Origin of the sequence: Nonomuraea sp. NPDC023979, assembly GCF_040639085.1 — a bacterium.
Classification (GTDB): domain Bacteria; phylum Actinomycetota; class Actinomycetes; order Streptosporangiales; family Streptosporangiaceae; genus Nonomuraea; species Nonomuraea ceibae.
The window spans coordinates 1-25,007 of record NZ_JBEZZG010000026.1; the positions used below are offsets into that span (position 1 = coordinate 1).

General features: G+C 74.6%; 23 protein-coding genes. 10 read left to right on the plus strand and 13 right to left on the minus strand.

The genetic code is table 11. The features are described 5' to 3' along the window. Both AB0G11_RS34205 and AB0G11_RS34210 read left to right on the plus strand, forming a co-directional pair. The coding region (locus AB0G11_RS34205; protein WP_357590861.1) for a hypothetical protein at nucleotides 1-584 on the plus strand (584 nt) is incomplete at its 5' end. Nucleotides 585-634: 50 nt separating this feature from the next. Then, complete coding sequence (locus tag AB0G11_RS34210) at nucleotides 635-1,747, plus strand: DUF5925 domain-containing protein (protein WP_357590863.1); 1,113 nt, start codon at nucleotides 635-637, stop codon at nucleotides 1,745-1,747. A gap of 4 nt (nucleotides 1,748-1,751) precedes the next feature. Here AB0G11_RS34210 and AB0G11_RS34215 read toward each other — a convergent pair whose 3' ends face one another. The 3 genes from AB0G11_RS34215 to AB0G11_RS34225 all read right to left on the minus strand — a co-directional run bounded on the left by AB0G11_RS34215 (nucleotide 1,752) and on the right by AB0G11_RS34225 (nucleotide 7,348). Next, nucleotides 1,752-2,042, minus strand: coding sequence for a hypothetical protein (locus AB0G11_RS34215; protein ID WP_357590865.1), 291 nt, complete (start codon nucleotides 2,040-2,042; stop codon nucleotides 1,752-1,754). 42 nt (nucleotides 2,043-2,084) lie between these two features. Beyond that, complete coding sequence (locus tag AB0G11_RS34220; RefSeq protein WP_357590867.1) at nucleotides 2,085-5,474, minus strand: DUF6493 family protein; 3,390 nt, start codon at nucleotides 5,472-5,474, stop codon at nucleotides 2,085-2,087. Between the two features lie 536 nt (nucleotides 5,475-6,010). Beyond that, entirely contained in the window at nucleotides 6,011-7,348 is a 1,338-nt protein-coding gene (locus tag AB0G11_RS34225; protein WP_219517825.1) for an SWIM zinc finger family protein, read from the minus strand. An 84-nt stretch (nucleotides 7,349-7,432) separates the two neighbouring features. On the opposite strand from AB0G11_RS34225, the gene AB0G11_RS34230 reads away from it, so the two are divergent. Genes AB0G11_RS34230 through AB0G11_RS34240 form a run of 3 tightly spaced genes read left to right on the plus strand, consistent with a single transcriptional unit; the run spans nucleotide 7,433 to nucleotide 11,595 of the window. Then, nucleotides 7,433-8,479, plus strand: coding sequence for a C39 family peptidase (locus tag AB0G11_RS34230; protein ID WP_357590869.1), 1,047 nt, complete (start codon nucleotides 7,433-7,435; stop codon nucleotides 8,477-8,479). Nucleotides 8,480-8,482: 3 nt separating this feature from the next. Beyond that, on the plus strand, nucleotides 8,483-10,336 hold the full coding sequence (locus AB0G11_RS34235) for a prolyl oligopeptidase family serine peptidase (protein ID WP_357590871.1): 1,854 nt from the start codon (nucleotides 8,483-8,485) through the stop codon (nucleotides 10,334-10,336). Continuing rightward, entirely contained in the window at nucleotides 10,333-11,595 is a 1,263-nt protein-coding gene (locus tag AB0G11_RS34240; RefSeq protein WP_357590873.1) for a M20/M25/M40 family metallo-hydrolase, read from the plus strand. Before AB0G11_RS34235 ends, AB0G11_RS34240 begins: the two co-directional genes overlap by 4 nt. Here the strand turns inward: AB0G11_RS34240 and AB0G11_RS34245 are convergent. From AB0G11_RS34245 to AB0G11_RS34270, 6 genes are read right to left on the minus strand one after another with little or no spacing between them, the layout of a single operon-like run. Then, complete coding sequence (locus tag AB0G11_RS34245; protein WP_357590875.1) at nucleotides 11,505-12,590, minus strand: hypothetical protein; 1,086 nt, start codon at nucleotides 12,588-12,590, stop codon at nucleotides 11,505-11,507. The genes AB0G11_RS34240 and AB0G11_RS34245 overlap by 91 nt on opposite strands. Next, on the minus strand, nucleotides 12,587-13,429 hold the full coding sequence (locus AB0G11_RS34250; protein ID WP_219517816.1) for an ABC transporter ATP-binding protein: 843 nt from the start codon (nucleotides 13,427-13,429) through the stop codon (nucleotides 12,587-12,589). Before AB0G11_RS34250 ends, AB0G11_RS34245 begins: the two co-directional genes overlap by 4 nt. Next, nucleotides 13,426-13,818: a GntR family transcriptional regulator gene (locus tag AB0G11_RS34255; RefSeq protein WP_219517814.1), complete on the minus strand. Its 393-nt coding sequence runs from the start codon at nucleotides 13,816-13,818 to the stop codon at nucleotides 13,426-13,428. Before AB0G11_RS34255 ends, AB0G11_RS34250 begins: the two co-directional genes overlap by 4 nt. A gap of 57 nt (nucleotides 13,819-13,875) precedes the next feature. Further along, entirely contained in the window at nucleotides 13,876-14,598 is a 723-nt protein-coding gene (locus tag AB0G11_RS34260; protein ID WP_219517812.1) for a DUF427 domain-containing protein, read from the minus strand. A 50-nt stretch (nucleotides 14,599-14,648) separates the two neighbouring features. Continuing rightward, on the minus strand, nucleotides 14,649-15,236 hold the full coding sequence (locus AB0G11_RS34265; protein WP_219517810.1) for a hypothetical protein: 588 nt from the start codon (nucleotides 15,234-15,236) through the stop codon (nucleotides 14,649-14,651). 38 nt (nucleotides 15,237-15,274) lie between these two features. Continuing rightward, nucleotides 15,275-15,742, minus strand: coding sequence for an adenylyltransferase/cytidyltransferase family protein (locus tag AB0G11_RS34270; RefSeq protein ID WP_219517809.1), 468 nt, complete (start codon nucleotides 15,740-15,742; stop codon nucleotides 15,275-15,277). A gap of 205 nt (nucleotides 15,743-15,947) precedes the next feature. On the opposite strand from AB0G11_RS34270, the gene AB0G11_RS34275 reads away from it, so the two are divergent. Continuing rightward, on the plus strand, nucleotides 15,948-16,391 hold the full coding sequence (locus AB0G11_RS34275; RefSeq protein WP_219517808.1) for an ATP-binding protein: 444 nt from the start codon (nucleotides 15,948-15,950) through the stop codon (nucleotides 16,389-16,391). A 17-nt stretch (nucleotides 16,392-16,408) separates the two neighbouring features. On the opposite strand, the gene AB0G11_RS34280 is transcribed toward AB0G11_RS34275, so the two are convergent. Both AB0G11_RS34280 and AB0G11_RS34285 read right to left on the minus strand, forming a co-directional pair. Then, the gene (locus AB0G11_RS34280) at nucleotides 16,409-17,197 is read right to left on the minus strand and encodes a DUF899 family protein (protein WP_246646784.1); all 789 of its coding nucleotides are present in this window, start codon (nucleotides 17,195-17,197) and stop codon (nucleotides 16,409-16,411) included. Between the two features lie 80 nt (nucleotides 17,198-17,277). After that, nucleotides 17,278-18,249 carry a helix-turn-helix transcriptional regulator gene (locus tag AB0G11_RS34285; RefSeq protein WP_219517807.1) on the minus strand — a complete coding sequence of 324 codons (972 nt, stop codon included), beginning with the start codon at nucleotides 18,247-18,249 and terminating at the stop codon, nucleotides 17,278-17,280. 184 nt (nucleotides 18,250-18,433) lie between these two features. Here AB0G11_RS34285 and thrS point away from each other — a divergent pair, with 184 nt between their 5' ends. From thrS to AB0G11_RS34305, 4 genes are all read left to right on the plus strand, one after another. Continuing rightward, nucleotides 18,434-19,621, plus strand: coding sequence for a threonine--tRNA ligase (gene thrS / locus AB0G11_RS34290; protein ID WP_357590877.1), 1,188 nt, complete (start codon nucleotides 18,434-18,436; stop codon nucleotides 19,619-19,621). A gap of 81 nt (nucleotides 19,622-19,702) precedes the next feature. Then, a complete protein-coding gene (locus AB0G11_RS34295) occupies nucleotides 19,703-21,898 on the plus strand; it encodes a TRAP transporter fused permease subunit (protein ID WP_357590879.1) in 2,196 nt (731 codons plus the stop codon). Then, entirely contained in the window at nucleotides 21,895-22,824 is a 930-nt protein-coding gene (locus tag AB0G11_RS34300) for a TAXI family TRAP transporter solute-binding subunit (protein ID WP_357590881.1), read from the plus strand. Before AB0G11_RS34295 ends, AB0G11_RS34300 begins: the two co-directional genes overlap by 4 nt. A 29-nt stretch (nucleotides 22,825-22,853) precedes the next feature. Next, a complete protein-coding gene (locus AB0G11_RS34305; RefSeq protein WP_219517803.1) occupies nucleotides 22,854-23,381 on the plus strand; it encodes a DUF1850 domain-containing protein in 528 nt (175 codons plus the stop codon). On the opposite strand, the gene AB0G11_RS34310 is transcribed toward AB0G11_RS34305, so the two are convergent. Further along, entirely contained in the window at nucleotides 23,276-24,244 is a 969-nt protein-coding gene (locus AB0G11_RS34310) for a magnesium transporter CorA family protein (RefSeq protein WP_219517802.1), read from the minus strand. The two genes, AB0G11_RS34305 and AB0G11_RS34310, sit on opposite strands and share 106 nt — an antisense overlap. Beyond that, complete coding sequence (locus AB0G11_RS34315; protein WP_219517800.1) at nucleotides 24,245-24,952, minus strand: DUF72 domain-containing protein; 708 nt, start codon at nucleotides 24,950-24,952, stop codon at nucleotides 24,245-24,247. Nucleotides 24,953-25,007: the final 55 nt, after the last annotated feature.

The following is a 25,007-nucleotide window of genomic DNA, read 5'->3' on the forward strand; positions in this document are numbered from 1 at the left end:
TGCTCGTCGGCGCGGCGGCCGCCGCGGTCGCGCTGGTCGCGGGCGGCGGCTCGCTGCTGTGGCTGAACGGCGGCGCCCCGTCCGCCCTGGACCGGCGCACGCCCACCACCTCGACCGCCTCCGTCTCCCCCGTCTCCCCCGTCTCTCCCGGGGACCCGGGCGCGGGCCTCACGGAACTCCTCCCCGAGCTGTCCGTGGGCACCGGCAGGCCCAGCGACACCGTCGACGTCCCCGCCGAGTTCGCGGGCACCTGGACGGGCACGGTCGACGGCGAGGCCGCAGGCAAGCAGTTCGAGAACGAGCCGGTCACCCTGATCCTGCGCGCGGGCGAGCCCACGGGCGTCTGGGACTCCCCCGGCGACGCGCAGAGCGACCCCGGCTGCGGCAAGGGCACCCTGTACGCGACCGAGGTCAAGGACTCCACCCTGCACCTCACGCTCGCCGACCTCGGCGGCGTGTGCGCGTACCTGGGCGGCACCGGCAGCGTCAAGGTCACCCTGGAGCTCAAGGACGACGACCAGGCCGACTACGAGCTCACGATGCCCGTGGGAAGGAGCGAGGGCGAGCTGACGAAGACCGGCTGAAAACGCAAACCCTTCGACAACCCGCCCCGCAAACTGTGATCATTGGAGCCATGTCTGTGATCAGGGAGGTGCCGTTCCCCAGCCAGGATGCCACCGAGCTCCCCATGAACATCTGGATCGACGACTCCGACTCCGCCGTCGACGTGATCGACGCGCTGGCGCTGTCGCCGTTCGCCACGGGGGTGCAGCCGTGGTCGCGCCTGGTCAACCTGGAGCGCGTACGCCCCGACGCCCCGCTGCGCCCGGCGCACGGCAGCGTCGTGCGGACGGCGCAGGTGGAGGACGGTTCGGAGTCGCGGCTGATCTGCGGCGACGGCTGGACGCTGCGGGTGATCCGGCACCGCAACCGGTCGGCGACGGTCAGCGTGACGGCCACCAGCGAGGAGCTGGCCCGGTCGGTGCTGAAGGAGACCGTCGACGGCGCCGAGGAGCCCGAGCCGGAGACCGACCACGTCGACATGGGCTTCTGGTGGCGCGGCTCGCACGGCGGCACCCGTTCGGAGAAGCCGATCACCGCGCAGCCGTGGCCCGAGATCAGCGGCAACTACTCGGCGGAGGCGCGCCGCTCGCTCGACTCCCTGATGGCCGTCACCCCGGCCGACGTGAACGGCCGTCTCATCCTGCTGCACGGCCCGCCCGGCACCGGCAAGACGACGCTGCTGCGCTCGCTGGCCAAGCAGTGGCAGGACTGGTGCCAGGTCGACTGCGTGCTCGATCCGGAGCGGCTGTTCGACGAGCCCGGCTACCTCATGGAGGTGGCGGTCGGCTACGACCACGACGAGGACGAGCAGCAGCGCTGGCGGCTGCTCGTGCTGGAGGACTGCGACGAGCTGATCAGCGCCTCGGCCAAGTCGCAGGCCGGCCAGGGCCTGTCCAGGCTGCTCAACCTGACCGACGGCCTGCTCGGCCAGGGCCGTGACGTGCTGGTCGCGATCACCACGAACGAGGACCTGGCCCGCCTGCACCCGGCCGTCGTCCGGCCCGGCCGCTGCCTGGCGCAGCTGGAGATCGGCCCGCTGTCGCGGGACGAGGCGGTCGCCTGGCTCGGCTCGCCCCAGGGCGTCGGCCCGTCGGGGGCGACGCTGGCCGAGCTGTACGCGCTCCGCGCCGGGCGGTCGCTGACCCGCACGGCGAGCACCGAGGGGACGGGCCTCTACCTGTAGGCCCTCACCCGCCGAGGACGCCAGGGCGGCAGCGCCAGACGAACTCCAGCCACGGCGGCGCCACCGACGTGAAGTGCTCCCAGCTCCCCGGCTCCAGGCCGGGCCGGTCGCTGCGCACCTCGGCCAGGCGCTCCAGCAGGAACCCCGCCCCGGTCAGGCCGTTGACGATCCGGCTCATCGTCTGCCGGTATTCGCGGGGCCCGCTGATCTCCCGGCCGGGCCGCCGCTCGTACACCCACGCCTCGACGAGCGCCTCCCAGCGGGCCTGGTTGTAGTGGTAGGCGTCGTCACGCATGACGATCACCCTGGCGGCCGGGGGCGCCCCGGCCGCCAGGGCTCAGGCGAGGAGGGCGTGCAGGCGGCGGGCCTCACGGACGAAGCCGCTCGTCGCCTTCCTGGCCGCGATCCGCGCCACGCACGGCAGCTCGCCCCCGGCCCGCGCCCATCCCGCCGCCCGGACCGCGAACGTCAGCATCTGCGTGTGCCCCGAGTGCGCCCGCTCACCCGGCCCCGGCAGGTAGACGGGCAGGAACCCGGTCAGCACCCGCCACACCTCCGCGTGGGCGCCGCGCCGGGCCGCCGTCTCCAGCGCCTCGCGCATGGCCGCCGGCTGATGCCAGGTGCGCCGCAGCAGGAGCCCGAGCTGCCGCCCGGTCTCCTCGGCGGGCAGCTCCCCCCGCGCGGCCAGCTCCAGCAGCGGACGCACCCCGTCGTCGCGCCGCCACCACTCGCGGTGCAGCAGGAAGTACGCCACCAGCAGCGCCACCGCCTCCCCCGGGGGCCCGCCGGCCGACGCCACCGCCTGCACCTCGGCCAGCCGCACGTGCGACCCGTGGGTGCGGCAGAGCAGCCGCGGCAGCAGGTGCAGCGCCGCGACCTCCCGGTCGTGCGGAAGCACGGCGGGCCAGTCGACGGGATCGTCGCCGTCGGCCTGCCAGCGCGACGCCCGCGGATCGGACAGCAGCCGGTCGACCAGCTCCAGCCCGGTCGCCTCCCCCCGGATCCGCGGAACCAGCGACGGCTCCCGCCCCTCCCCCGTCCCTCCGCTCGCCTTCCGCGCCCCGGACGCGGCCTCCGCTCCGGGGGCCGCGCGGTCGCTCGCGTACGGGACCCCGCCGTCGATCCAGTCGATCCCGGTGCTGATCGAGGGCCTGTCGCGCATCCACGCCGCAACGGTCGCGCCCGCCCCGGAACGCAGCCGCGCCGCCCGCGCCACCACCCCGGGTTCGATGTCGCGCGGCAGCCGGAGCAGCGCCTGCTGCAGATCGGCGTCCAGCGCCTCGGCCCCGGCCCGCTCGTACCCCGCCACCCTCTCCACCAGCTCGGCCGCGCCGACCCCGCCGTCGCCGGTGGTCGGCGTGGCCAGCAGGTACGGCGGCAGCGCCCCGGACCCGGCGGCGGCATGCACCTCGGCCAGCCGGCGCAGCAGCATCCAGTGCGGCGCCGTCACCCGCGACGCGTCCGGCAACCGCCCCCGCCGCCGCCCATGCTGCTCAGCCCCGAGCACCGGCCCAGATGCGGGTCCGGCTGCGGGTCCGGCTGCGGGTCCGAACGCTGGGCCGGGCGCTGGGTCGGATGCGGGCGCGGGCTCGACCGACGCGCCCCCGAGAACGGGAAGCACCCCGAGAGCGGCGGGAAGCAGAGCGGGCCCCGGCCGGGGCGGCGGCTCGGCCCCCGGGTCGACGAGCCGCCGCGCGATCGCCTCGGCCCACTGGCCCGGATGCTCCCACTCGCGCTCCTTGTACAGCCGCGACGGCTCCCCGGTCAGCGACTTGAGCACCACCCGGAGCGCCTCAGGATCCTCCGCGTGCAGCCGCACCACACCGTCCAGCCACCGCTCCAGCTCCTGCCACCCGACCCGGTAGGGCAACGCGGTCAACTCACCGGGCGCACCGACCGGCGGCGGCAACGCCCCCGCCCGCGCTACCCGAGGCAACGCCCGGCGCACGAACCCGTCCCCCTGCCTGAGCTCCGAGCCCGCCCCAGACGCGGAGACGCCCCCAGCACGCCCCGCCCCAGCTTCGGAGGTGTCCCCCACTGCACCAAGCCCGGAGACGTCCCCCGCCGTCCCAGGCCCGGAGGCGGCCCCCGGCGTCCCAGGCCCGGGCACGCCCTCCGCCACGCCAACCCGGGAAACGTCCCCCGGCGTCCCCGGCCCGGAGGTCACGGGCACACGTCCGAGTCCCCTCGACCCGGCACCAAAGGCGCCCGCCACCGGATCCAGCCCGGCCGTCCCAGGTCCCGCAGGGGTCGCCGCCGTATGGACCGCTTCCGCCTCCCCAGCGCCGGCGGGCACCGGCGCGCGGGCCACGTCCGTCTCCCCGCCCTGGTACGCGGTCCCGCTCGTGGAGGTCGTCGGGCCCGGGAAGGCCGTGTTGAGGCGGGCGGCGAGGTCCGGGGGAAGCTGTGCGGCGGCCTCCCGCAGGGTCGTCGCGCCTGCCGCGCCGAAGCGGTCGGCGTGGCGCAGGGCGAGGCGTACGGCACGGGCCTGGACGTCGTACGACCGGCAGGAGAAGGCCTGGGCGAGCGCCGGCGCGAACTCGTCCAGAGGGCCGCGCCGCCCCCGTACCGCCTGGTCGAGCCAGCCGAGCCCGCCGTCGACGAGCTTGCGCTCCGGCCGGAACAGGGCGGCGTGCAGCCCTTCCACCAGGTCGTCGTGGCCGAGCCGGCCCGCTCGGCGCAGGTGGCGCAGCGCCAGGTCGGCCACCGAGGTGGGCGCGGCCGGGAGCAGCCTCAGGTAGTCGGCGGCCCGCCGGGCGGACTCGGCGTCGGCAGGGTCGAGCAGGTCGTGCAGGCGTACGAAGAAGCGCAGGTCAGGGCCGGAGCCGCCGCGCAGGAACCGGCGTACGCACCCGTCGAGCAGCAGGTCGCGCGACACCCGCCCGGTGTCGGCGAGATCCTTCAGGGCGGCGAGCCAGGTCGGCGGCCGGGGCTCGTGCCCGGCACGGCCGCCGTCCGGGGGCTGCTCGTGGCGGAGGACGCGGCCGACGCCGTCCGCCTCGAACAGGCGCGGGAGCAGATGGTCGAGCAGCGGGTCGCCGCCCAGGCCCGCAGGCGATCCTGCGGCCCAGGCGACGGTCAGCGGGTCGTGGCCGGGCGGGGTCGCGCCGGTGCGGCGCAGCATGGCCAGGGCCAGGGCGCCGGAGACGCGGGCGTCGCGCTGCGTGCGCAGGCGCAGGGCGGCGCGTACGGCGAAGTCCACCTGCCAGCGGTGCGGCCGGGCGGCGAGGACGCGTTCGACGAGCCCGGTGTGGTCGAGGCCGCCCCAGCCCTGGAAGTCGCGCCGGTGCAGCCAGGCCACCACCGCCGCGGCGCCGCCGATCGTGCCCGCGCCCGCCACCCGCATCGGCCCCACCCACGCGTCGACCCGCGCATGCTCCCACCCCGGGCCGCCCGCCTGGCTGCCGCCCGCCGCCACCCCGTAACGGCCGGCGCCACCGTGACCGCCGACGCCACCTTGGCTCTCGGCACCGCCTGGGGCGTTGGTGCCGACCTGGGCGGCTGTGCTGCCGGTGGGTGTCACGCGCTCCTGCGTGCGGCGGGCCTGGCGGCGGCGTCGCTCCCGGTCCCACGCCCGGTTGCGCGCCACGGGGATGTGGCCGGGCAGGGCGGCGGCCACCTCGCGCCGCCCCGCCTCGTCCAGGGCGAGCACCAGCTCGGCCACCCGGAGCTCGTCCCCCGCGTCGATCGCCGCCTCGACCTCCGCCCAGGCAGTCCCCTCCCCCACACCATCCCCTCGTTCGGGAGTCCCCCTGGAGGCCCCTGCGCCGCTGCCGGGCCCACCCGACGCTCCTGTGGACGACCGACCGGGAGGCTGCCGTGCGGAAGTGCCGCCTGATGCCGGGGCGGCGCTGTCGCGGGCGTCGGACGCGACGGAGGGGCCGCCACCGGAGGCGCGCGGGACGACGGCGCGCTCGGTGGGCGTCCGCTCCCGGGCATCGGCAGACGTCCGCCCGGAACCTTCGCCGGGCAACCGGCCAGGGCCTCCGCCGACCACCCGTACGGGGCCGTCCGCCGCCCGTACGGGACCGTTGCCGGATGGCCGGGAGGGGCCGCCGCCGGGCATCCGGTCCGGGCCGCCGTCGGGTCCTGCCCCACGGGCGGGGGCGGGAGCGTGGACGGAGGCGGTGGACCGGACGCCCGGGTCGGCCCGCCGGGAGCCCGGGCCCGCGGGCCAGGCACCCGGGTCGATGGGCCAGGGGCCCGGGTCGGCGGGCCGGGAGCCCGGGTCGGTGGGCCAGGGGGTGGGGGGTGGGGTGGGGGTCATAGGAGGGCGTCCGCGGTGTGGCGGGAGGCGATGCGGGCGGCGAGGACGTGCTTGCAGGGGCCGCGGGAGCCGCGGTGGTCGAACCACCACTCGCACGTGCAGCTCCCGTCGGCGATGCCGACCTGGCGGGTGCCGCCGGAGGTGGTGACGCGGGCGTGGTCGCCGTCGAGGGTGACGGCGCCCGCTTCGACGAGCGCCCGGGCGGCCGTGAGGCGCGGGTTGAGCTGCGCCACCTGGTCGCGGTCGTAGGGCAGCTCGCGGTGGAAGTGGCCCGCCTCGTACAGGTCGTAGCCGACGCGCCCGGCGGTGCCGAGCTGGGTGAGCGCGGCGCGTACGCGGTCGACGGGGAGCCCGGAGCGGTCGGCGAGCAGGCCGATCTCGACGGCGGGCTCGAAGTTGAGCAGCATCCCGATCACGTCGGCGTCGCCGGCGGCCTCGTCGGTGGCGAGGTCGTCGAGGACGGCGCCTTCGCCGGAGAAGCCGCGCCACGGCTGGGGCGAGACGGCGAGCGTGTAGCGCATGCCGGGCAGTTCGAGCTCCCAGGCGCTGGCCTGGTGGCCGGCGTCGGCGCCGGCGGGCGGACCGTAGACGCGCAGGGCCTTGGCGAAGCGCAGCAGCGGCATGAGGGTGGCGACGCGGCCGGCGCCGGACAGGCAGACGGAGCCACGGCCGGGCCCGGCGGCCAGGCGCAGGTCGCCGCCGGCGGGAACGGCCCACACGGTGGCGGACGCCTTGCGCGGCAGGGAGCGCAGGAAGCGGACGGCCTGCGGCCCCTTGAGCTCGGCGCGCAGGTCGAAGCCGGCGGCGATCACCTGGACCTCGGCGAAGCCGCGCAGCCACCGGCTGGGCAGCGGCACCTTCTTCTCGACGACGGCGCCGTCGAGGGTGGTGACGGTGAGCTCGTCGGGGCCGACGCCGAGGTGGAGGGGGTCGCGTCCGCCGACGCGGGCGAGCGACTCGCGCAGCGGCCCGTTGACGTCGACGTTGGTGGTGCCCCGGTCGAGCACGTCGCCGTCGAGGGCGAGCACGTCGAGGCGGGCGTAGACGCCGCCGCAGGCGGAGAACGACTCGAACCTGAGCCGGTCGCCGTCGCAGGTCACCACCGGGTCGCGGGTCCAGCCGGGGCGGGGCTGGTGGTAGCGGGCCATGGCCACGTCGGCGACGGCCAGCAGGCCGGCGGCGGCGGGGGCGGCCTGGGTGAGGAGCCCGCTGAAGAACCGGGGATGGGTCTGGGGGCCCGACAGGGCCGTGCCGCCGGAGGTGGACAGGCCGAGCCGGCCGTCGGCGAGCACGGAGGGCCCGGCGTAGGAGTACGCCTGCACCGCTTGAGTCATGGCCCGGACGATAGTGATCACCACCGACACAATCGGGTCCGGTACGTAAAACCTCCGATGCGCGGGGCGGGAGAGGGTTCCACAATGAGCCTGGTGCTCACCGTCGACCTGGCCCGTGTCTGTTTCGCCCGCTTCTCCGTGCCGGCGGGCCAGGCGTCGTGGACCAGTGCCGAGCACCCGATCGGCTTCGCGGCGACGCAGCTCGTGGCCTCGTGGACGGCGCGGACGCCGCCGGGCTCGTGGATCGAGGTGGAGCTTCAGGCGACGACGGCGGCGGGTTCGCGGACCAGGTGGTACGTGATGGGCCGCTGGTCGGAGCACGGCGAGCCGCGCACGTCGGTCCCGGGGCAGGGGGACGAGGACGGGGACGTGGCGGTCGACACGTTCGTGGCGCGGCGGCCGGTGACGGCGTTCCGGGTGCGGGTGACGGCGCACGGCGCGGGGGCGCGCGTGCACGGGCTGGGCGTGATGGCCTCGGCGCTGCCGGCCCGGCCCGCGCCGAGCGCGCCGGGGCCGGGCGGGGCGTTCCATCTGGTGGTGCCGGCGCATTCGCAGCACGAGCACGCCGGGCACCACCCGCAGTGGGACGGCGGCGGCGCGAACTGGTGCGGCCCGGCGGCGGTGGCCATGGTGCTCGCCTACTGGGGCCGTGGCCCGGCGGCTGACGAGCTGGGCTGGGTGGGCGCGGGCGACCCGTGCCCGGCGGTGGACCACGCGGCGCGCGGCGCCTACGACACCAGCTACCAGGGCACCGGCAACTGGCCGTTCAACGTGGCGTACGCGGGCACGTACGGGCTGGCCGGGCTCGTGACGAGGCTGCGGTCGGCGGCGGAGCTGGAAGTGCTGGTGCGCGCCGGGATCCCGGTGATCACGTCGCAGTCGTTCAAGGAGCACGAGCTGCCGGGCTCCGGCTATTCCACGGGCGGGCACATCATGGTCGTCACGGGGTTCACGGCCGCGGGCGACGTCATGGTCAACGATCCGGCCGCGCCGGGCGACGCGCAGGTGCGCCGGGTCTATCCGCGTGCCGCGTTCGAGCGGGTGTGGCTGCGGAGCTCCGGCAGCGGCGGGATCGCGTACGTGCTGCACCCACCCGAGATGTCCTTGCCCCCGTCAAATGGCAATTGGTGAAATATGAGTATTCGACCGATCGATGTGGCCCGGACCGACGGCGGCCCCCAGTGGGTTGAGGCGGTGGCCACGCCGGAAGGCGTCGAGGTGTGGTGGGACGAGCCGCGCCCGCACGAGGGCGGCCGGCGTTGCGTGGTGCGGCGCCTGCCGGGCGGCGAGCGGGTGGACGCCCTGCCGGACGGCTGGAACGCGCGCAACCGGGTGATCGAGTACGGCGGCCGTTCGTGGCGCCCGCTGCCCGGTGGCGGCCTGGTGTTCACGAACTGGGCCGACCAGCGCGTCTACCGGATCGGCGGCGGCGACCCGGTGGCGCTGACGCCGGCGGGCCCGGCCCGTTACGCCGACCTCTACCTGCCGCCGGGCCGCGACGAGGTGTGGGCGGTGCGGGAGCGCGCGGACGTGCGCGACCTGGTGGCGATCCCGCTGGACGGCGGGCCGCTGACGGTGATCGCCGAGGCGCAGCGTTTCCTGATGAATCCGCGTTTGTCGCCCGACGGGCGGCATGTCGCCTGGATCGGCTGGGACCATCCGGCGATGCCGTGGGACGGCACCGAGCTGTGCGTGGCGCCGCTCGGCCCCGGCGGGCAGGCGGGGCCGTACGAGGTGGTCGCGGGCGGGCCGGACGAGTCGGTGGTGCAGGCGGAGTGGCGCGACGACGACACGCTGTACGCGATCACCGACCCGACGGGCTGGTGGAACGTGCACCTGATCGGCAGGGACGGCACGCAAATCCGCAACCTGACGCCGGTCGAGGCGGAGTTCGGCCACGCGGCGTGGAAACCGGGCTCGGGCTGCCTGGCGGTGGCCGGTGACCGGCTGGCGGTCGTGTACGGCACGCCGGACCGGCGCAGGCTGGCCGTGCTGGACCCGGGCGGCGGCGAGCTGCGCGACATCGGCGGGGAGGCCACCTACTGGGCCTCGACGGTGTCGGCGGCCGGGGGCAAGGTCGCGGCGGTGTCGGCGACCCCGTACACGCCTCTGGAGGTGATGCTCGTCGACCTCGACGGCGGCGGGCACGAGGTGGTGTCGGCGCCCAAGGAGCTGCCGGAGCGGGACCTGCTGCCGGTGCCGGAGGCGGTGACGGTCGAGGGCGTGCACGCGCACCTGTATCCGCCGGCGGGGACGCGCGGCCCGGCCCCGTACGTGATCTTCGTGCACGGCGGGCCGACCGGCAACCACCCGGTGATGCTGGACCTGGAGATCGCCTACTTCACCAGCCGGGGGCTGGGCGTGGCGGTGGTCAACTACGGCGGCTCCACCGGCTACGGCCGCGCCTACCGCGAGCGGCTGCGGCACCAGTGGGGCGTGGTCGACGTGCAGGACTGCGCCAAGGTGGCGCGCGGGCTGGTGGAGCTGGGCCGGGCCGACGCGGCGCGGATCGCGATCCGGGGCGGCAGCGCGGGCGGCTGGACGACGGTGGCGGCGCTGGTGCACAGCGACGTGTTCGCGGGCGGCGTCGCCCATTACGCGATCACCGACCCGGAGAGCTGGGCGGCCGAGACGCACGACTTCGAGTCGCGTTACCTGGACGGCCTGATCGGCCCGCTGCCGGAGACGCGGCAGCGCTACAGCGAGCGCTCGCCGCTGCTGCACGCGCACCGGGCGTCGGGGCCGTGCCTGATGCTGCACGGGCTGGAGGACGCGATCGTGGACGTCGGCCAGGCCGAGCGGTTCGTCGCGGAGCTGGACAGGAACGGCAAAGAGTGGGCCCTGCTGACCTTCGAGGGCGAGCAGCACGGCTGGCGCAGGGAAGAGACGATCGTGGCGGTGCTGGAGGCCGAGCTGGCCTTCTACGGACTGATCTTCGGGTTCGAGACGCCCGAGGTGGCGCCGCTGAAGCTGGAGGGCAGGAAGTGAAGAGCGTCGCCGAGATCTGCTCGGACCTGATCAGGTTCGACACCACCAATCCGGGCTCCGGGGAGCGGCCGGCCGCCGAGTACGTGGCCACGCTGCTGGCCGACGCCGGGCTGGAGCCGGAGGTGTTCGAGTCCGCGCCGCGCCGCACCACGGTGGTGGCGCGGATGGCGGGCGACTCCCCGGACGCGCTGCTGGTGCACGGGCACCTGGACGTGGTCCCGGCCGACCCGGCCGAGTGGCGGATGCACCCGTTCTCGGGCGAGATCGTCGACGGGTGCGTCTACGGCAGGGGCGCGGTCGACATGAAGGGCTCGTGCGCGATGACCCTGTCGGCGGTGCTGGGCATGCGGGCGCTGGGCGTGCGGCCCCGGCGGGACGTGGTGCTGGCGTTCCTGGCCGACGAGGAGGCGACCGGCGACTTCGGCTCGCGGCACGCGGTGACCGAGCACCGGGAGCTGTTCGACGGGGTCACGCAGGCGATCAGCGAGTCGGGCGGGTTCAGCGTCGACTCCGGCGGCCACCGCGTCTACCCGGTGGCGGTGGGCGAGCGCGGCACCGCGTGGATGAAGCTCACCGCGCACGGCGTGGCCGGGCACGGCTCCCGGCCCGCGGTGGACAACCCGGTCGCGACGCTGGTGCACGCGCTGTCGCGCATCGCCTCCTACCAGTGGCCGGTACGGGTCACGCCGTCGATCGCGGCGCTGCTCGACAGCCTGTCGGAGATCACCGGGCAGCCGATCGACCTGGACCGGCTGGACGCCGAGGCGCGGCGGCTCGGCTCGCTCGGCAAGCTGTTCGAGGGGCAGATCCGCAACTCGGCCAACCCGACGATGCTGGAGGCCGGCTACAAGGTGAACGTGGTGCCCTCGACCGCCGAGGCGCACGTGGACGGCCGCTACCTGCCGGGGCTGCAGGAGGAGTTCCTGGCGACGATCGACGAGCTGCTCGGGCCGAAGATCACCCGGGAGTTCGTCAACCTGGAGGACGCCCCGGCCGCGCCGTACCCGTCGTCGTTCTTCGACGAGCTGGCCGCCAGCCTCGTGGCCGAGGACCCGCTGGCCAGGCCCGTGCCGTACGTGATGAGCGGCGGCACGGACGCCAAGTCGTTCGCCAGGATCGGGATCGAGGGGTACGGGTTCGCGCCGCTCATGCTGCGGCCGGATCTGGACTACTTCGGGATGTTCCACGGCAAGGACGAGCGGGTGCCGGTGGAGGGACTGGAGTTCGGCGTCCGGGTGCTGACGCGGCTGCTGTCGTGAGCCCCCGGTAGCCGGGTGCCGCCCGCCGTGCGGCGCAGCGTGATCCGCACGGCCAGGCCGCCCAGGACGGCCGACGCCAGCAGGAGGATTCCCGCCTCGGTCCACTGGAAGCGCCAGAACATCGACGGCGGGTGGTAGGTCACCGCGTAGCGGTAGCCCGCGTCGAACAGGCACTTGTGCCAGGAGTCGGTGTTGCGGCCGGCGCGCCCGACGTCCAGCCGCCGCTCGCAGGCCGCGGGCGTGTCCGCCGTGCCGACCTCGCGCCCGGCCGGGTCCACCCAGGTGCCGCCGCCGACGAGCCGGGCGTCGGGGTCGCCGAGCACCACGCTGCCGGTCAGCTCGGTGCGCTGCGGGGTGGCGTAGTGGTCGCTGAGCGCGAACAGCGCGAACATGGTCGCCGCCACCCCGGCCACGACCAGCGCCATCGCCGGGAGCGTCCGCTTGAGCACCGCCCCGGCCAGCGTCCCCAGCGCGAACGCGTACAGCCACCAGGCGGCCGGGGCCACCCCGGTCATGTTGAAGATCCCGATGTTGCCGAACCCGGAGTCGATCCCCTCCCGGAACACCGGCCGCCACAGGCTGACCATCAGCGACAGCAACAGCCCGCCGGCCACCACCGCGCCGCCGAGCACGGCCAGCTTGACCGCCAGCCACCGCCGCACCGGGACCCGCTGGGTCCAGGCCAGCAGGTGGGTGCCGCGCTCGTACTCCCTGCCGAGCAGCGGCGCCCCCCAGAACGCGCCGACCAGCGCGGGCAGCACGAGCGGCATCCAGCCGAACACCGAGTAGACGGCGTCGTAGCGCTCCCCGAGGCCGACGGCCGCCTCCAGCGACCCGCAGAACGCGGTGCCCCCCGGGCAGCCGCCGGGCACGTGCGCGGCCACGAACGACCGTGCTTCGAGCGCGGAGCCGAGCAGCAGCAGGCCGAGCGCGGCCAGGAAGCCGGCGGTGACGAGGATCTGCGCCCGGTGCTGGCGCCAGGTGACCCAGATCATCCGGCCACCTCCGCGGGCGCGGGCAGCGCCGCCGACGCGGGGCTGCGCAGGTAGCCCATGACGAGCTCGTCCAGGCCCGGCCGCCGGGCGTTCCAGCGCGGGTCGGGCGGCGGCCCGCCGCGCACGAGCAGGCTCACCTGCCTGCCGGTGCGGCTCTCCCCGACGACGTCGCACCCGGCGGCGGAGGCGCCGGCCGGGCCGGTCAGCACGCTGTGCCCGCCGAGCAGGTCCTCGATGTCGCCGCTGACCTGGAGCCGCCCGCCGTTGAGCACGATCAGCCAGTCGCAGGTGTCCTCCAGGTCGGAGACGACGTGCGAGGACAGCAGCACGGTCAGCCCGCGCTCGGCCACCTCGGCCATGATCGAGCGCATCACGTCGTGCCGGGCGACCGGGTCGAGGTTGGCCAGCGGCTCGTCCAGCACCAGCAGGTCGGGCAGCCGGGCCAGCGCGAGGGTCAGCGCGACCTGCGCCCGCTGCCCGCCGGACAGCCGGCCGACCCTGCCGCCGAGCGGGATGCCGAGCCGGTCCAGCCGTCTCCTGGCCGCCTCCTCGTCCCAGCGGTCGTTGGTGCGGCGGCCGAAGCGCAGCGTCTCCGCGACCGTGAACGTCTCGTACAGCGGCTTGTCCTGGGCCACGAACGCGGCCTGCCCGCGCACGGTGACGCCGCCCCGGGCGGGGGCGAGCAGGCCGACGGCGGCGTGCATGAGCGTGGTCTTGCCGGCGCCGTTGGGGCCGACCAGCGCGGCCACGCGCCCGGCCGGGACCGCCAGCGAGCAGTCGCGCAGCACCCAGGACCGGCGGCGGCGCACGGCCAGCCCGGTGACCTCCAGCGCGTTCACGCGACGCCCTCACGCGCGGAGCCGGCCAGCACCGCGCCGAACAGCGCCCGCAGGTCCTCCTCGTCCAGCCCGGCGGCACGCGCCTGGCGCACCCACTCCTCCAGCCCGCGCCGCAGCCGGTGGTGGTCGGCCAGCGTCGGCCCGGCGATCCCCTGCTCGACGAACGTGCCCAGCCCCGGCCGGCCCGCCACCAGGCCCTCGCGCTCCAGCTCCCGGTAGGCCTTGAGCACGGTGTTGGGGTTGATGGCCAGGCTCTCGACGACCTCGCGCGCGGTGGGCAGCTGGTCGCCGGGCCGCAGGGTGCCGAGCCGCAGCGCCTGTTTGACCTGGTGGACGAGCTGGAGGTAGGTCGCCACCCCCGATCCCCGGTCGAGCTGGAACTCGATCACGAAACCACCCTTTCACTATTCGAATAGTGAAAGGGTGGTGGATCGGGGTGGCGGCTGTCAACCGGCCCTGTCCTCCAGCACGCCGTCGACGTAGACGTCGAGCTTCTCGTTGTAGAAGGCGATCAGGCCCGCGACGCGCTCGCTCTCCGGCAGCGGCGTGCGGTAGGACCAGGCCAGGTCCTCGTGGCCGTTGACCGACCAGTATTCGGCCGTGCCCTTGTACGGGCAGCGCGTGACCGTGGCGGTGGGCTCCAGCAGGTCGAGCCGGACGTCGGTCTTCGGCAGGTAGTAGCGGGGCCGCAGGCCGGTCTCGAACAGGACCCGGGCGTTGCGCGAGTCGGCCACCGTCACCCCGTCGACCTCCACCCGCACGTGCCGCGAGCTGGGCAGGATGTCGACGCGCGTGTACGGGTCGCGCGCGTGCACGTACACCTCCTCGTCCTCCTCGAACCAGGCGTCCATCGCGTCCCAGTCGAAGCGGACGTGACCCCGTACCGGCTCCAGGGGCACGTCGTCGCCGTAGACGAGCGCCTCGCCGCCGCCCGGGGCGAGCGTGTGGACGGCGGCCTCGCCCCGGCTCGGCGAGCGGCGGGTCTCGCCCGTGGGCTTGAGCGCGTCCCGCTCGACGTCCTCCAGCGGGAAGTAGTAGGTCGGGTAGTGCGGGCTCTCCCACACCATCAGGGCGCGGGTGGTGTCGGCGACCGCGCGGCCGCCCAGATAGGTCCTGACTCGCTTGGCCGTGCGCTCGACGCGCACCCGGCCCCGGCTCGTGGCGTCCATGCCCGCCGCAACCGCGCGGCAGGCTCCCCTATTCCGGTGTCACGCGCCCGCTATCCGATGCCGAACGCCGCCAGCGTGCCCCACGTGACGAGCGTCCCGACGAGCGCCCCGGCGGCCACCTGGGCCCACGTGTGGTGCGTCAGCCGCACCCGGGCCCAGCACACCAGCGCCACCACCGCCGCCCCCGCCGCCAGCGTCGGCGCCGCGGGCAGCACGTGGGCCAGCACCACCACCGTGCCCGCCGACACCGCCGCGTGGAAGGAGATCTTCCAGCGCAGCGTCACCGGGATCGTCACGGCCAGCGCGGCCAGCATCGCCGTCACCGTCGCCACCAGCAGCGTCGGCGCGCCGAGCACCCCCAGCAGCAGCAGCGCGAACAGCACCGCGCCGACGGCGGCCAGCAGCGGGCCGGTGCGGCGGGCCCGGTCGACGATGTGGTGGGAGTCGAGCCGCCCCGAGCGCACGCCCACGGCGATCACCGCGGCGGGCACGCCGCCGCACAGCACGGAGGCCACCAGCCCCCACACCGCCCCCGCCCAGCCCTCCGCGATGAGCCCCACGGCGGGCGGCATGGCGATCACCAGCACCTGCGGCGCCAGCAGGTCCGTCACCCTCCGCGCCAGGAGATCGGCCGTCATGTGACGGAAGATTACGCGATCATGGGAGCGGGGCCGCGTCAGCCCTTGCCCGCGGCGTTGACGATGCGCGTCGTCGACCGGTCGGGGATGGCCTCCAGCTCCCAGCACTCGGCGCCGAGCAGCGCCGCCGCCGCGCACCGGCCGCCCGCGTGCGGGTCGCCCGCGGTGTGCGCGAGCGCGCCGGGCCGCATCGGGGTGAGCAGGTCGATGTAGTCCTCGGGCCCGTGCGCCTCCGGCGGCCCCGTCACGATGAACACCCCCGTCACGAACCGCAGCGCCGCCAGCAGCTCGGCGCGCTCGGCCGCCGGGTTGAACGGCCGCGAGGGGCCCTTCCACGCGCGCACCCGCGGGTCGTCCTCCACGCCGACGACGAGCGGCAGCCCTCGCGCGGCCACCGCGCCCAGGTAGCGCACGTGGCCCACGTGCAGGATGTCGAAGACTCCGGTCACGACCGCTGCCCCCGGGTGGTCGTACCGCTGCACCCAGACGGCCTCCAGGCTGCTCACGCAGGCACTCCTCCTAGTCGACTCGTCGATCGCAGCGTACTAGGCGCTCGCGCCTCGTGACCTGCCGGGGACGCGCTACCCCGCCTGTCCCGCAGGACATCGGGCCTGGTGCCGCGCGGGCAAGGGCATTCGCACCTTTTCGCGACCATCCTCCGCCCCGGCGTGGCGCGTCTCATGACGTCGCCGCATTCAGGGGGGTTCCACCGTGGCCACGCCGGACTCGCAACACGATCTCGCGCTCCGATTCCCGGGGGTGCCGTCGCAGGTCGCGGGGGCGCGCGGCCTGGTGACGGCCGTGCTCGGCCGCGACCATCCGCTGCACGACGACTGCGCGCTGCTGACCAGCGAGCTGGCCACCAACGCGATCCTGCACTCGCGCTCGGGCGACGGCGGCTCGTTCACGGTGGCGGTGCGGGTCTGCGGGGAACTGGTGCGCGTGTGGGTGGAGGACGGCGGCTCGGAGGCGCCGCCGTGCGTGTGCCGGGCCGACCCGTACGCGACGGGCGGGCGGGGGCTGCCGCTGCTGGAGGCGCTCAGCCACCGCTGGGGCTTCACCCGGCACGACGGCGCCACCCGCGTGTGGTTCGAGCTGCTGCTGGTGACCGTGCCCGCCGGGTGGACCGCCCGGAGCCGTACCGGGACCGGCTGAGCCCCGGGCCGCCCGCGTCAGTGGTGGGAGCCCTCGCGGCCGAGGGTCTTCTCGGGGGTGGCGCCGGGGCGGGTCCACTGCGGCACCGGGCGGCTGTCCGGCCCCCAGGTGGCGGCGCCGTCCACGTCGGAGCGCCAGTACCAGCACGGGTGACGGCCCTCCGGGCGGCCCTCCGGGTTGTCCTCCCACGCCTCGCCGCGCCCGTACGGCGTCATGTCGAGCAGCCCGAAGCAGCCGTTGGCCGGCTCGTTGCCCCGGCCGGTCGTGGAGTAGGTCAGGAACACCCGCTCGCCCTCGCGCAGGAAGCAGGAGAGGGCGGCCATGCCGCCGCCGAGCGGCTCGTCCAGGCCGCGCACCGAGTACCACGGCTGGGTGTAGCCCATGAACGCGGTGAAGGCGGCCACCTCGTCCCAGCGGCCCGGGGTCAGCACGGCGAACGAGACGCCCCGCGTGCCGAGGTAGACGACGGAGTCCTTCAGATGCCAGGCCATCGTGGTGCAGCCCTCGCACTGGCCCTGGTGCGGCGCGCCGTCGTACCACATGTGCTTGTAGACCACGAGCTCCTCGCGCCCCTGGAACAGGTCCAGGAACGGCACCGGCCCGTCGGCGCCGACGACCTCGGCCGTCCCGTCGAACTCCACCATCGGCAGCCGGCGGCGCGCCGCCGCGATGGCGTCGCCCTCACGGGTGTGGGCCTTCTCCCGGACCAGCAGCTCGTCCCTGGCCACCTGCCAGGTCGCCAGGTCGACGACGGGCGGGCGGCCGGGCAGCGCCCCGGCCGGGTCGCTGGGCGTGGTCGTCATCATGTCCTCCGTGGTGTCTCGTGCCCGGACGGCGGCGGTCGCCGTCCTGATCAGCAGACTTCCCCGAAAACAACGAGCGGTGTTCAGACGTCCAGCCGGCACAGGCCCTCGGCCAGCGCCTTGGTGCTGAGCCGGGTGCGGCTGTCGCAGCCCAGCTTGGCGAAGATGTGCTCCAGGTGCGTGGTGACCGTGCGGACGCTGAGCACCAGCGCGGCGGCGATCTGCGGGTTGGAGTCACCGGCCGCGACCCGGGTGAGCACGTCCACCTCGCGCCCGGTCAGCTCGTACGGCAGCGCGCAGGGCCGTTCGGCCACCACGGCGCCCTGCAGCCCGCCCTGGAAGCCGACCCCGGCCCGCAGCAGCCGCATCTCGTGCCAGCGGCCCTGCCCGTCGAGCCAGAGGCCGTGCCGGTTGAGCTCGCGCGAGTCGATGAACGCCCGCGCGTAGGCGGCGATCGCCGGGTCGTCCCACAGCTCCGGCGAGGTCTCCAGGCCGGGCACGCCGCGCCGGACGCCGCGCCGGTCGAACGCCACCGCCCGGAACCCGCCCGGCAGCCCCACCGGGTCGATCACGCACCGGGTCAGGTCGGTGACGTGCGCCAGCATGGGGCTCACCGCGCCGACCAGCGCGGCGGTCAGCTCGGGGAAGGCGTCGCGGGTGGCCAGGTGCAGCAGCCCGGTGTAGCGGCCCCCGGCCAGGAACAGTGGCGCCGTCAGCCCGGCCCGCCAGCCGTACGGGGCCAGGTGGCGGCGGAAGTAGCGCTCGGTGCCCGGCTCGGGCATCGCGACCGGCGCCCGGGTGGCCATCGCCCTGCGGTACGCCTCCAGCGCCGCGTACTCCTCGGCCGCGTCGCCGTCGATGCGCCGGTGGCCGTCGGAGACGACGCTGTGGTGGCGGCCGGTGGCGGGGTCGAAGGCGACGAACTCGTAGGCGTCCAGCGGCACGACCTCGCGCAGCGCCGCCATCGCGCCGTGCGCTCCGCTCCCCCCGGCGACCTGGTAGCCGACCTCGGCGAACGCCCGCAACTGGCGCACGGGCAGGGTGATCTCGGCCACGGTTCTTTATATCATTTGCCGTTTTTGGCAGGGCCTTGGCGAGGCCACCGGTGTTAGGGTGCCCGTATGCAGCGCGCTTCCGTCACGACGACGCCGGACCCAGTCCCGGCGCGCTGACTTCTGTCTCCCGGGCGAATGCCCGGGATCGGATCGGTCGTTCGCCCTTTCACCGCAAAGGACGATCATGAACGACCACCGCAGGCTCGGCCGTGAGCTGGGCATCTTCGACACCGACCCGCTGATCGGCTCCGGGCTGCCGTTCCTGCTGCCCGCCGGGGCCGCCGTGCGCAAGGCCGTCGAGGACTACGTGCACGAGCTCGAACGCCGCAACGGCTACCAGCACGTCCACTCGCCCGTGCTCGGCAAACGCGAGCTGTACGAGCGGTCCGGGCACTGGGCGCACTACGCCGAGGACATGTTCCCGCCGATGCGCGTCGGCGGCGAGGAGTACGTGCTGCGGCCCAGCCTGTGCCCGCACCACGCGCTCGTCTACCGCTCCCGCCAGCGCAGCCACCGCGACCTGCCGCTGCGCCTCGCCGAGCTCGGCGGCATGTACCGCTCGGAGCTGTCGGGCGTGCTCGGCGGCCTCACCCGGGTGCGCGCCATCCAGCTCAACGACGGGCACGTGTTCTGCCGCCCCGAGCAGGCGGCCGGCGAGGTGTCGGCGGCGCTCGACCTGATCGAGGCCGCGCACGCCCAGCTCGGCATCCGGGCCGCCCGCTACCGGCTGTCGCTGCGCGGCGACGGCGCCAAGTTCGTCGACGACCCGGAGCTGTGGGCGCGCTCGGAGGCCGTGCTGCGCGAGGTGCTCCAGCGGCGCGGGCGCCCGTACGACGAGGAACGCGGCGAGGGCGCCTTCTACGGGCCGAAGATCGACATCCAGATCGCCGACCCGGCCGGCCGCGAGTCCACCCTGTCCACCGTGCAGGTCGACTACTTCCAGCCGGAGCGCTTCGAGCTGTCCTACGCCGGCGGCGGGCGTCCCGTCATGGTGCACCGCAGTGTCGTCGGCGGCCTGGAACGGCTGCTCGCCCACCTCGTCGAGGTGCACGCCGGCGCGTTCCCCGCCTGGCTCGCGCCCGTGCAGGCCGTCGTCCTGCCGCTGTCGGACGCCGAGCAGCCCGCCGCCGAGGACCTGGTACGGCGGGCCGTCGCCGAAGGGCTGCGGGCCGAGCTGGCCCCCGCGGCCAAGGGCAGCCTCGGCGCCCGCATCCGGGCCCACCGGCTGGTGCCGTACCAGCTCGTGGTGGGCCCGCGTGAGGCGGCGAGCGGGGCGGCGTCGGTGCGGCTGCGGGACGGCAGCCAGGCGGGCGCGGTGCCGCTCGCCGAATTGGCCGCTCGGGCCAGGCCACGGTTTTCAGGCGGACAATAATCCCATAAAGGTAACGGAGTCTTCCCACGGCCTGTAAACCCCTCGTAAATTGCCCCCAGTGCCGTGTCGGGAGGAATCGTTGTGACCGAGCTGAGCGACCGAGAGGCCGACCTGGTTTCGGCGCACGAACAAGAACGGCCCGCCCGGCGGCTCGGCGGAATCCTGCGGCTCGCCGTGTGGATCGTCGGCGCCCTGCTGTCGGCCTACTCGATCGCGGTGGTCTTCTGGCCGGTCGAGGCGTTGCAGCATCGGATGACGTTCCTGGCGGTGGCGCTGCCGCTGGTGTTCCTGGCCTACCGCTCCGGGCTGGGACCCGCGCTCCACCGCCTGCGCCGCCGCCGGCCGCCGCCGGCCCCGGACGGGGCGGCCGCGCCGACGCTCCCGGAGTTCGCCGCGCCCGACGACGCCACCGTGGAGGTCCCCACCGCCGCCCCCGCCGTCGCCCCCACCGTCGAGCTGCCCGCGGGCTCGGGCGCGGCGGCCACCGTGGAGACGGTCACGCCCACGGAGACGCTCCCCGCGGCGACGGCGGCCGCACCGGACGAGCCGGCGTCCGGCGGGGGCGCGGGATCGGAGGCGAGCTCGAAGGCGGGCCCGGAGTGGCCGACCGTCGGCGACTGGGTGCTGGCGGTGCTCTCGGTGGCGGTGCTGGTCTATCCGCTGGCCGACATCGACGCCTTCCGGGACCGGGGCTCCGGGGCGGCGCTGACCGGGCTGGACGTGGTGGCGGGGCTGGCGCTGACCGGGCTGCTGCTGGAGGCGGTACGGCGCACCGTCGGCTGGGCCCTGGCCGCCATATGCGCATTTTTCCTGGCTTATGCCTATTTCGGGGTGTATTTGCCCATTGACTGGACCATCGGTCACCGCGGATTCGACCTGGCCCAGATCGTCTCGCAGCTCTATACGGGCACCGAAGGCTTTTTCGGCGTCCCTTTGCAGGTCGCCGCCAGCTACATCATCCTTTTCACCGTCTACGGCGCCGTCCTCGACTTCTCCGGGGCCAGCAAGTTCTTCATCGACCTGAGCTTCGCCGCCTTCCGCAGGTCGCGCGCCGCCCCCGGCCGGACGGTCACCACGGCGGGCTTCCTGCTCGGCACCGTGTCGGGCTCGGGCGTGGCCACGACCGTGAGCCTCGGCAGCGTCGCCTGGCCGGTGCTGCGCCGGGCCGGCTACCCGAGGGAGCCCGCGGCCGGGATCCTGGCGGCGAGCGGCATCGGCGCGATCCTGTCGCCGCCGACGCTGGGCGCGGCGGCGTTCATCATCGCCGAGCGCCTCAACGTCGGCTACCTGGAGGTGCTGATCTACGCGACGGTCCCGACGATCCTGTACTACCTGGGGATCTTCCTGGCCATCGAGATCGACTCGCGCCGGTTCGGGACCCGCGCGGTGCCGGTGGACGCGCCGCCCGTCGGCAGGCTGCTGCTGCGCTTCGGCTACCACTTCAGCTCGCTGCTGATCATCGTGGTGCTGATGGCGCTGGACTACTCGGCCTTCCTGTCGGTGGTGATCGCCACCGTGGTGGCGTTCGGGCTGTCGTTCCTGGACCCGGCGCACCGGATGGGCCCGCAGCGGGTCTGGCACGCGCTGGCCAAGGGCACGCTGGAGGTGCTGCCGGTCACGGCGGTGTGCGCGGCGGCGGGCATCATCGTGGGCGTCATCACGCAGACCGGGCTCGGACTCAACCTGAGCAAGATCATCGTGGACTTCGCCGCGGGCAGCCTGGTGCTCACCACGCTGCTGGCGGCCGGGGCGGTCATGCTGCTCGGCCTGGCGGTGCCGGTGACCGCGAGCTTCATCATCGCCGCGGTCATCATCAGCCCGGCGCTCATGACGCTGGGCGTGACCGAGCCCGAGGCGTACATGTTCGTCTTCTACTACGCGGTCCTGTCGGAGGTGAGCCCGCCGACGGCGCTGTCGGCGGTGGCGGCGTCGGCGATCACGGGCGGCAACACGTACCGGACGATGCTGCTGACCTGGCGCTACACGCTGCCGGCGTTCCTGGTTCCGTTCGCGTTCGTGCTGACGCCCAACGGGCAGGCCCTGCTCGGCCAGGGGCCGATCGGCACGGTGCTGGCGATGACGGCGGTCTCGGCGGTCGCGGTGGCGGCGCTGGCGATGGCCACCGGCGGGCTGAGCGGCGTGCCCGAGCGGCTGCTGGCCGCCTGCGCCGCCGTGCTGCTGCTGTTCCTCGAACCCGTCCCGATCGCGGCCGGCCTGGCCGTCCTGGCGGTCGCGGCTGCCGTACACCTCATCAGGAGAAGGAGAACCCCAGCGTGAAGCGGATCTTTGCGGTGCTCGCCGCGCTCGCCCTGATCGCGGGCTGCGGCGGTTCGGGGAACCGGCTGTCCGTCGCCACCGGCGGCACCACGGGCGTCTACTACGTCTACGGCGGCGGCCTGGCCGCGCAGCTGTCGAACAACATCGCCAACACCCAGGCCACCGCGTCCGTCACCTCGGCCTCGATCGAGAACATCAAGCTGCTGGCCACCGGCAAGGCCGACATCGGCTTCTCCCAGTCCGACACGGCGGCCGACGCGGTCGCGGGCACCGGCTCGTTCACCGGGAAGCAGCCGGTCAAGGCGCTGGCCCGGATCTACGACAACTACTCGCACGTGGTGGTGGCGCCCGGCGTCGCGGCGGAGAAGGTCGCCGACCTCAAGGGCAAGACGGTCTCGCTCGGCCCGCCCAACTCCGGCACCCAGGTCGTGGCCCGCCGCATGCTGGAGGCCGCCGGGCTGAACCCCGACAGCGACATCACCAAGCAGCAGCTGTCGATCAACGAGTCGGTGCAGGCGATCAAGGACGGCACCATCGACGCGTTCGTGTGGGTCGGCGGCCTGCCCACGGCCGGGGTGGTCGACCTGGCCACCACCAAGCCCGACATGAAGATGCTCGACACCAGCGACGTGCTGGCCGGGATGCAGGCCAAGTACGGCAAGCAGTACGTGGGGCTCGACATCGACATGAGCGTCTACAAGCTCCAGGGCACGGTCAGGACGGTCGGCATCGCCAACGTGCTGCTGGTGCCCGACGCGATGCCCGAACAGCTCGCCTACGACATCACCCGGACCCTGTTCGAGAAGAAGGCCGAGCTGGTCAAGGTGCACCCGGAGGCCGAGAAGCTCGACCGAGCGCTGGCCCAGCAGGTGGAGCCGGTCGCGCTGCACCCGGGCGCGGCCCGCTACTACAAGGAGAAGGGCTGAGCAGGGCGGCCCTCGCGCTCGCCGCGCTCGTGCTGGCGGCCGGCTCCGGCGACGGGGCCGGCCGCCCGGCGGTCAACGGGCTGCCGCTGCCCGCCTCCGGCGTGTTCGCGCTCGGCTACGTGCACAGCGTCTACCGGGCGCCGTCGGCCGAGGTGTTCACGGCCGAGGGCCGCCGGTTCACCATGCGGGCGGTTGTCTCGACCGGCGGCGGCGTGCTCGACTACTACGCGCTGGAGGGCGAGCGCCGCCGCCTGCCCGGCGGCGGGTGGCTGCTGGTCCTGGCCGAGCCCGTCACGTACGAGGAGCTGCCGCTGCTGGCCACCCCGATCGGCCGGCGGACGCTGCTGGCCGGGGGCCGCTGCCTGCCGCTGCACCCGGAGCGGGGCGCGCGGGCGGTGCGCGTCGCGGTGGGGGCCGCCAGGGCCGGGCGGGGCGGCCCGTGCCCGCCGCCCTACAACCAGTCCCTCTTCTTGAACGCCGCGTACAGCGCCACCGAGGCCAGCGCCACCAGCAACAGCGACATCCAGAAGCCCCACGGCTGGCCCTCGCCGGGGTAGGGCACGTTCTGGCCGTAGAAGCCGGTGATCATGGTGGGGACGGCGATGATGGCGGCCCAGCCGGTCAGCCGCTTCATGATCTCGTTCAGCCGGAAGCCCTGCTGGGCCAGCCGCGTCTCGCGCATGTTGGCCACCAGGTCGCGCAGCGACTCCACCCATTCGGCGGTGCGCAGCACGTGGTCGTAGACGTCCTCGTAGTAGGGGGCCATGCCGGTGCCGGCGATCAGCTCCTGGTCGCGGCGGAGCAGCGTGGAGACGATCTCCCGCATCGGCACCGCGATCTTGCGGAACCTGACGGTGGTCTTGCGCAGCTCGTACATCCTGCGCTGGAGCTCGCGGCCGTCGGCGAGCCGCTCCTCGAACAGCTCGTCCTCCAGGTCCTCGGCCTGCTGGTCGAGCTCCTGCACGAGCGCGAAGTGCCCGTCGACGACGGTGTCGAGCAGCCCGTGCAGCAGGAACGCCACGCCGTGGGAGGCCAGGTGGGCGGCCTTGTCCCAGCGCCTGACGACCTCGCCGATGTCGAAGGCGGCGCTCTGCCGGACGGTCACCAGCGCGTTCGGGGTGATGAACACGTCGATCTCGACCGGCGCGAACCGCCCGCCGTCGAAGTGCACCGCGTGCACGGTGATGAACAGGTGGTTGTCGTAGATGTCCAGCTTGGGGCGCTGGTACTCGTGGAGCACGTCCTCGACGGCCAGCTCGTGCAGCCCGAGCTCCTCGCCGATCGCCGCGACCTCCTCCTCCGTCGGCGCGCAGAGGTCGAACCAGACGACGTTGCCCCGGTCGGCCACGTGGTCGGAGACCTCCGCGATGGGGAAGCCCTCCTTCACCAGACGGCCGTTCCTGTACAGACGGGTGCGCATTCAAAGGAGTCTGGCAAACCGCGCGGCGTTCCGCACCGCCGCGCCGCCCGGATCGTTGTTGAAGTAGACGTACGCGTCCCGCCAGCCGGACTCGCGGACCCGCCTGGCCCACGTCTTCAGGGACGTGTCGCCGTACGCGAAACCGGCCCGCCCCTCGTGCAGCCGCACGTAGCCCCAGCCGGCGGTGTCCCAGAACGGGTTGCGCGGGCGGCCGAGCCGGTCGGCCCAGCACAGCGCCGCCCCGCGCGCCTCCAGGACGGCGCGCGTCCCGTCCGTCCACCAGGACGGGTGCCGGAACTCCACCGCCACCCGCGTCCCGGCCGGGAAGCAGCGCAGGCACCGGTCCAGGCGGCCGAGGTCGGCCCGCAGCGTGGGCGGGAGCTGCAGCAGGATCGGCCCGAGCTTGCCGCCGAGCCCGGCGACGGCCGCCATCAGCCGGGCGACCGGCTCCTCCGGCTCGGCCAGCCGCCGGATGTGGGTGAGGAACCGGCTGGCCTTGACCGCCATCACGAAGCCGTCCGGGGTCCGCTCGCGCCAAGCGGCGAACGTGCGCGGCGGCGGCAGCCGGTAGAAGGCGTTGTTGCTCTCGACGGTGGCGAACTCGGCAGCGTACGTCTCCAGCCACAGCCGCTGCGGGACGCCCTCGGGGTAGAGCACGCCGCGCCAGTCGCGATACTGCCATCCGGAGGTGCCCACCAACGTGCCCATGCACACGGGCTACCCCATCCGCGCGGGTGCAGTACTGTCGCACTTCGGAGTCCTG

What these genes read in the sequence shown, in the direction of transcription:
- AB0G11_RS34210 (WP_357590863.1), top strand. Translation starts at nt 635, where the DNA reads ATGTCTGTGATCAGGGAGGTGCCGTTCCCCAGCCAGGATGCCACCGAG.
- AB0G11_RS34215 (WP_357590865.1), bottom strand. Translation starts at nt 2,042, where the DNA reads ATGCGTGACGACGCCTACCACTACAACCAGGCCCGCTGGGAGGCGCTC.
- AB0G11_RS34225 (WP_219517825.1), bottom strand. Translation starts at nt 7,348, where the DNA reads ATGACTCAAGCGGTGCAGGCGTACTCCTACGCCGGGCCCTCCGTGCTC.
- AB0G11_RS34230 (WP_357590869.1), top strand. Translation starts at nt 7,433, where the DNA reads ATGAGCCTGGTGCTCACCGTCGACCTGGCCCGTGTCTGTTTCGCCCGC.
- AB0G11_RS34235 (WP_357590871.1), top strand. Translation starts at nt 8,483, where the DNA reads ATGAGTATTCGACCGATCGATGTGGCCCGGACCGACGGCGGCCCCCAG.
- AB0G11_RS34245 (WP_357590875.1), bottom strand. Translation starts at nt 12,590, where the DNA reads ATGATCTGGGTCACCTGGCGCCAGCACCGGGCGCAGATCCTCGTCACC.
- AB0G11_RS34260 (WP_219517812.1), bottom strand. Translation starts at nt 14,598, where the DNA reads ATGGACGCCACGAGCCGGGGCCGGGTGCGCGTCGAGCGCACGGCCAAG.
- AB0G11_RS34265 (WP_219517810.1), bottom strand. Translation starts at nt 15,236, where the DNA reads ATGACGGCCGATCTCCTGGCGCGGAGGGTGACGGACCTGCTGGCGCCG.
- AB0G11_RS34280 (WP_246646784.1), bottom strand. Translation starts at nt 17,197, where the DNA reads ATGATGACGACCACGCCCAGCGACCCGGCCGGGGCGCTGCCCGGCCGC.
- thrS (WP_357590877.1), top strand. Translation starts at nt 18,434, where the DNA reads ATGAACGACCACCGCAGGCTCGGCCGTGAGCTGGGCATCTTCGACACC.
- AB0G11_RS34310 (WP_219517802.1), bottom strand. Translation starts at nt 24,244, where the DNA reads ATGCGCACCCGTCTGTACAGGAACGGCCGTCTGGTGAAGGAGGGCTTC.
- AB0G11_RS34315 (WP_219517800.1), bottom strand. Translation starts at nt 24,952, where the DNA reads ATGGGCACGTTGGTGGGCACCTCCGGATGGCAGTATCGCGACTGGCGC.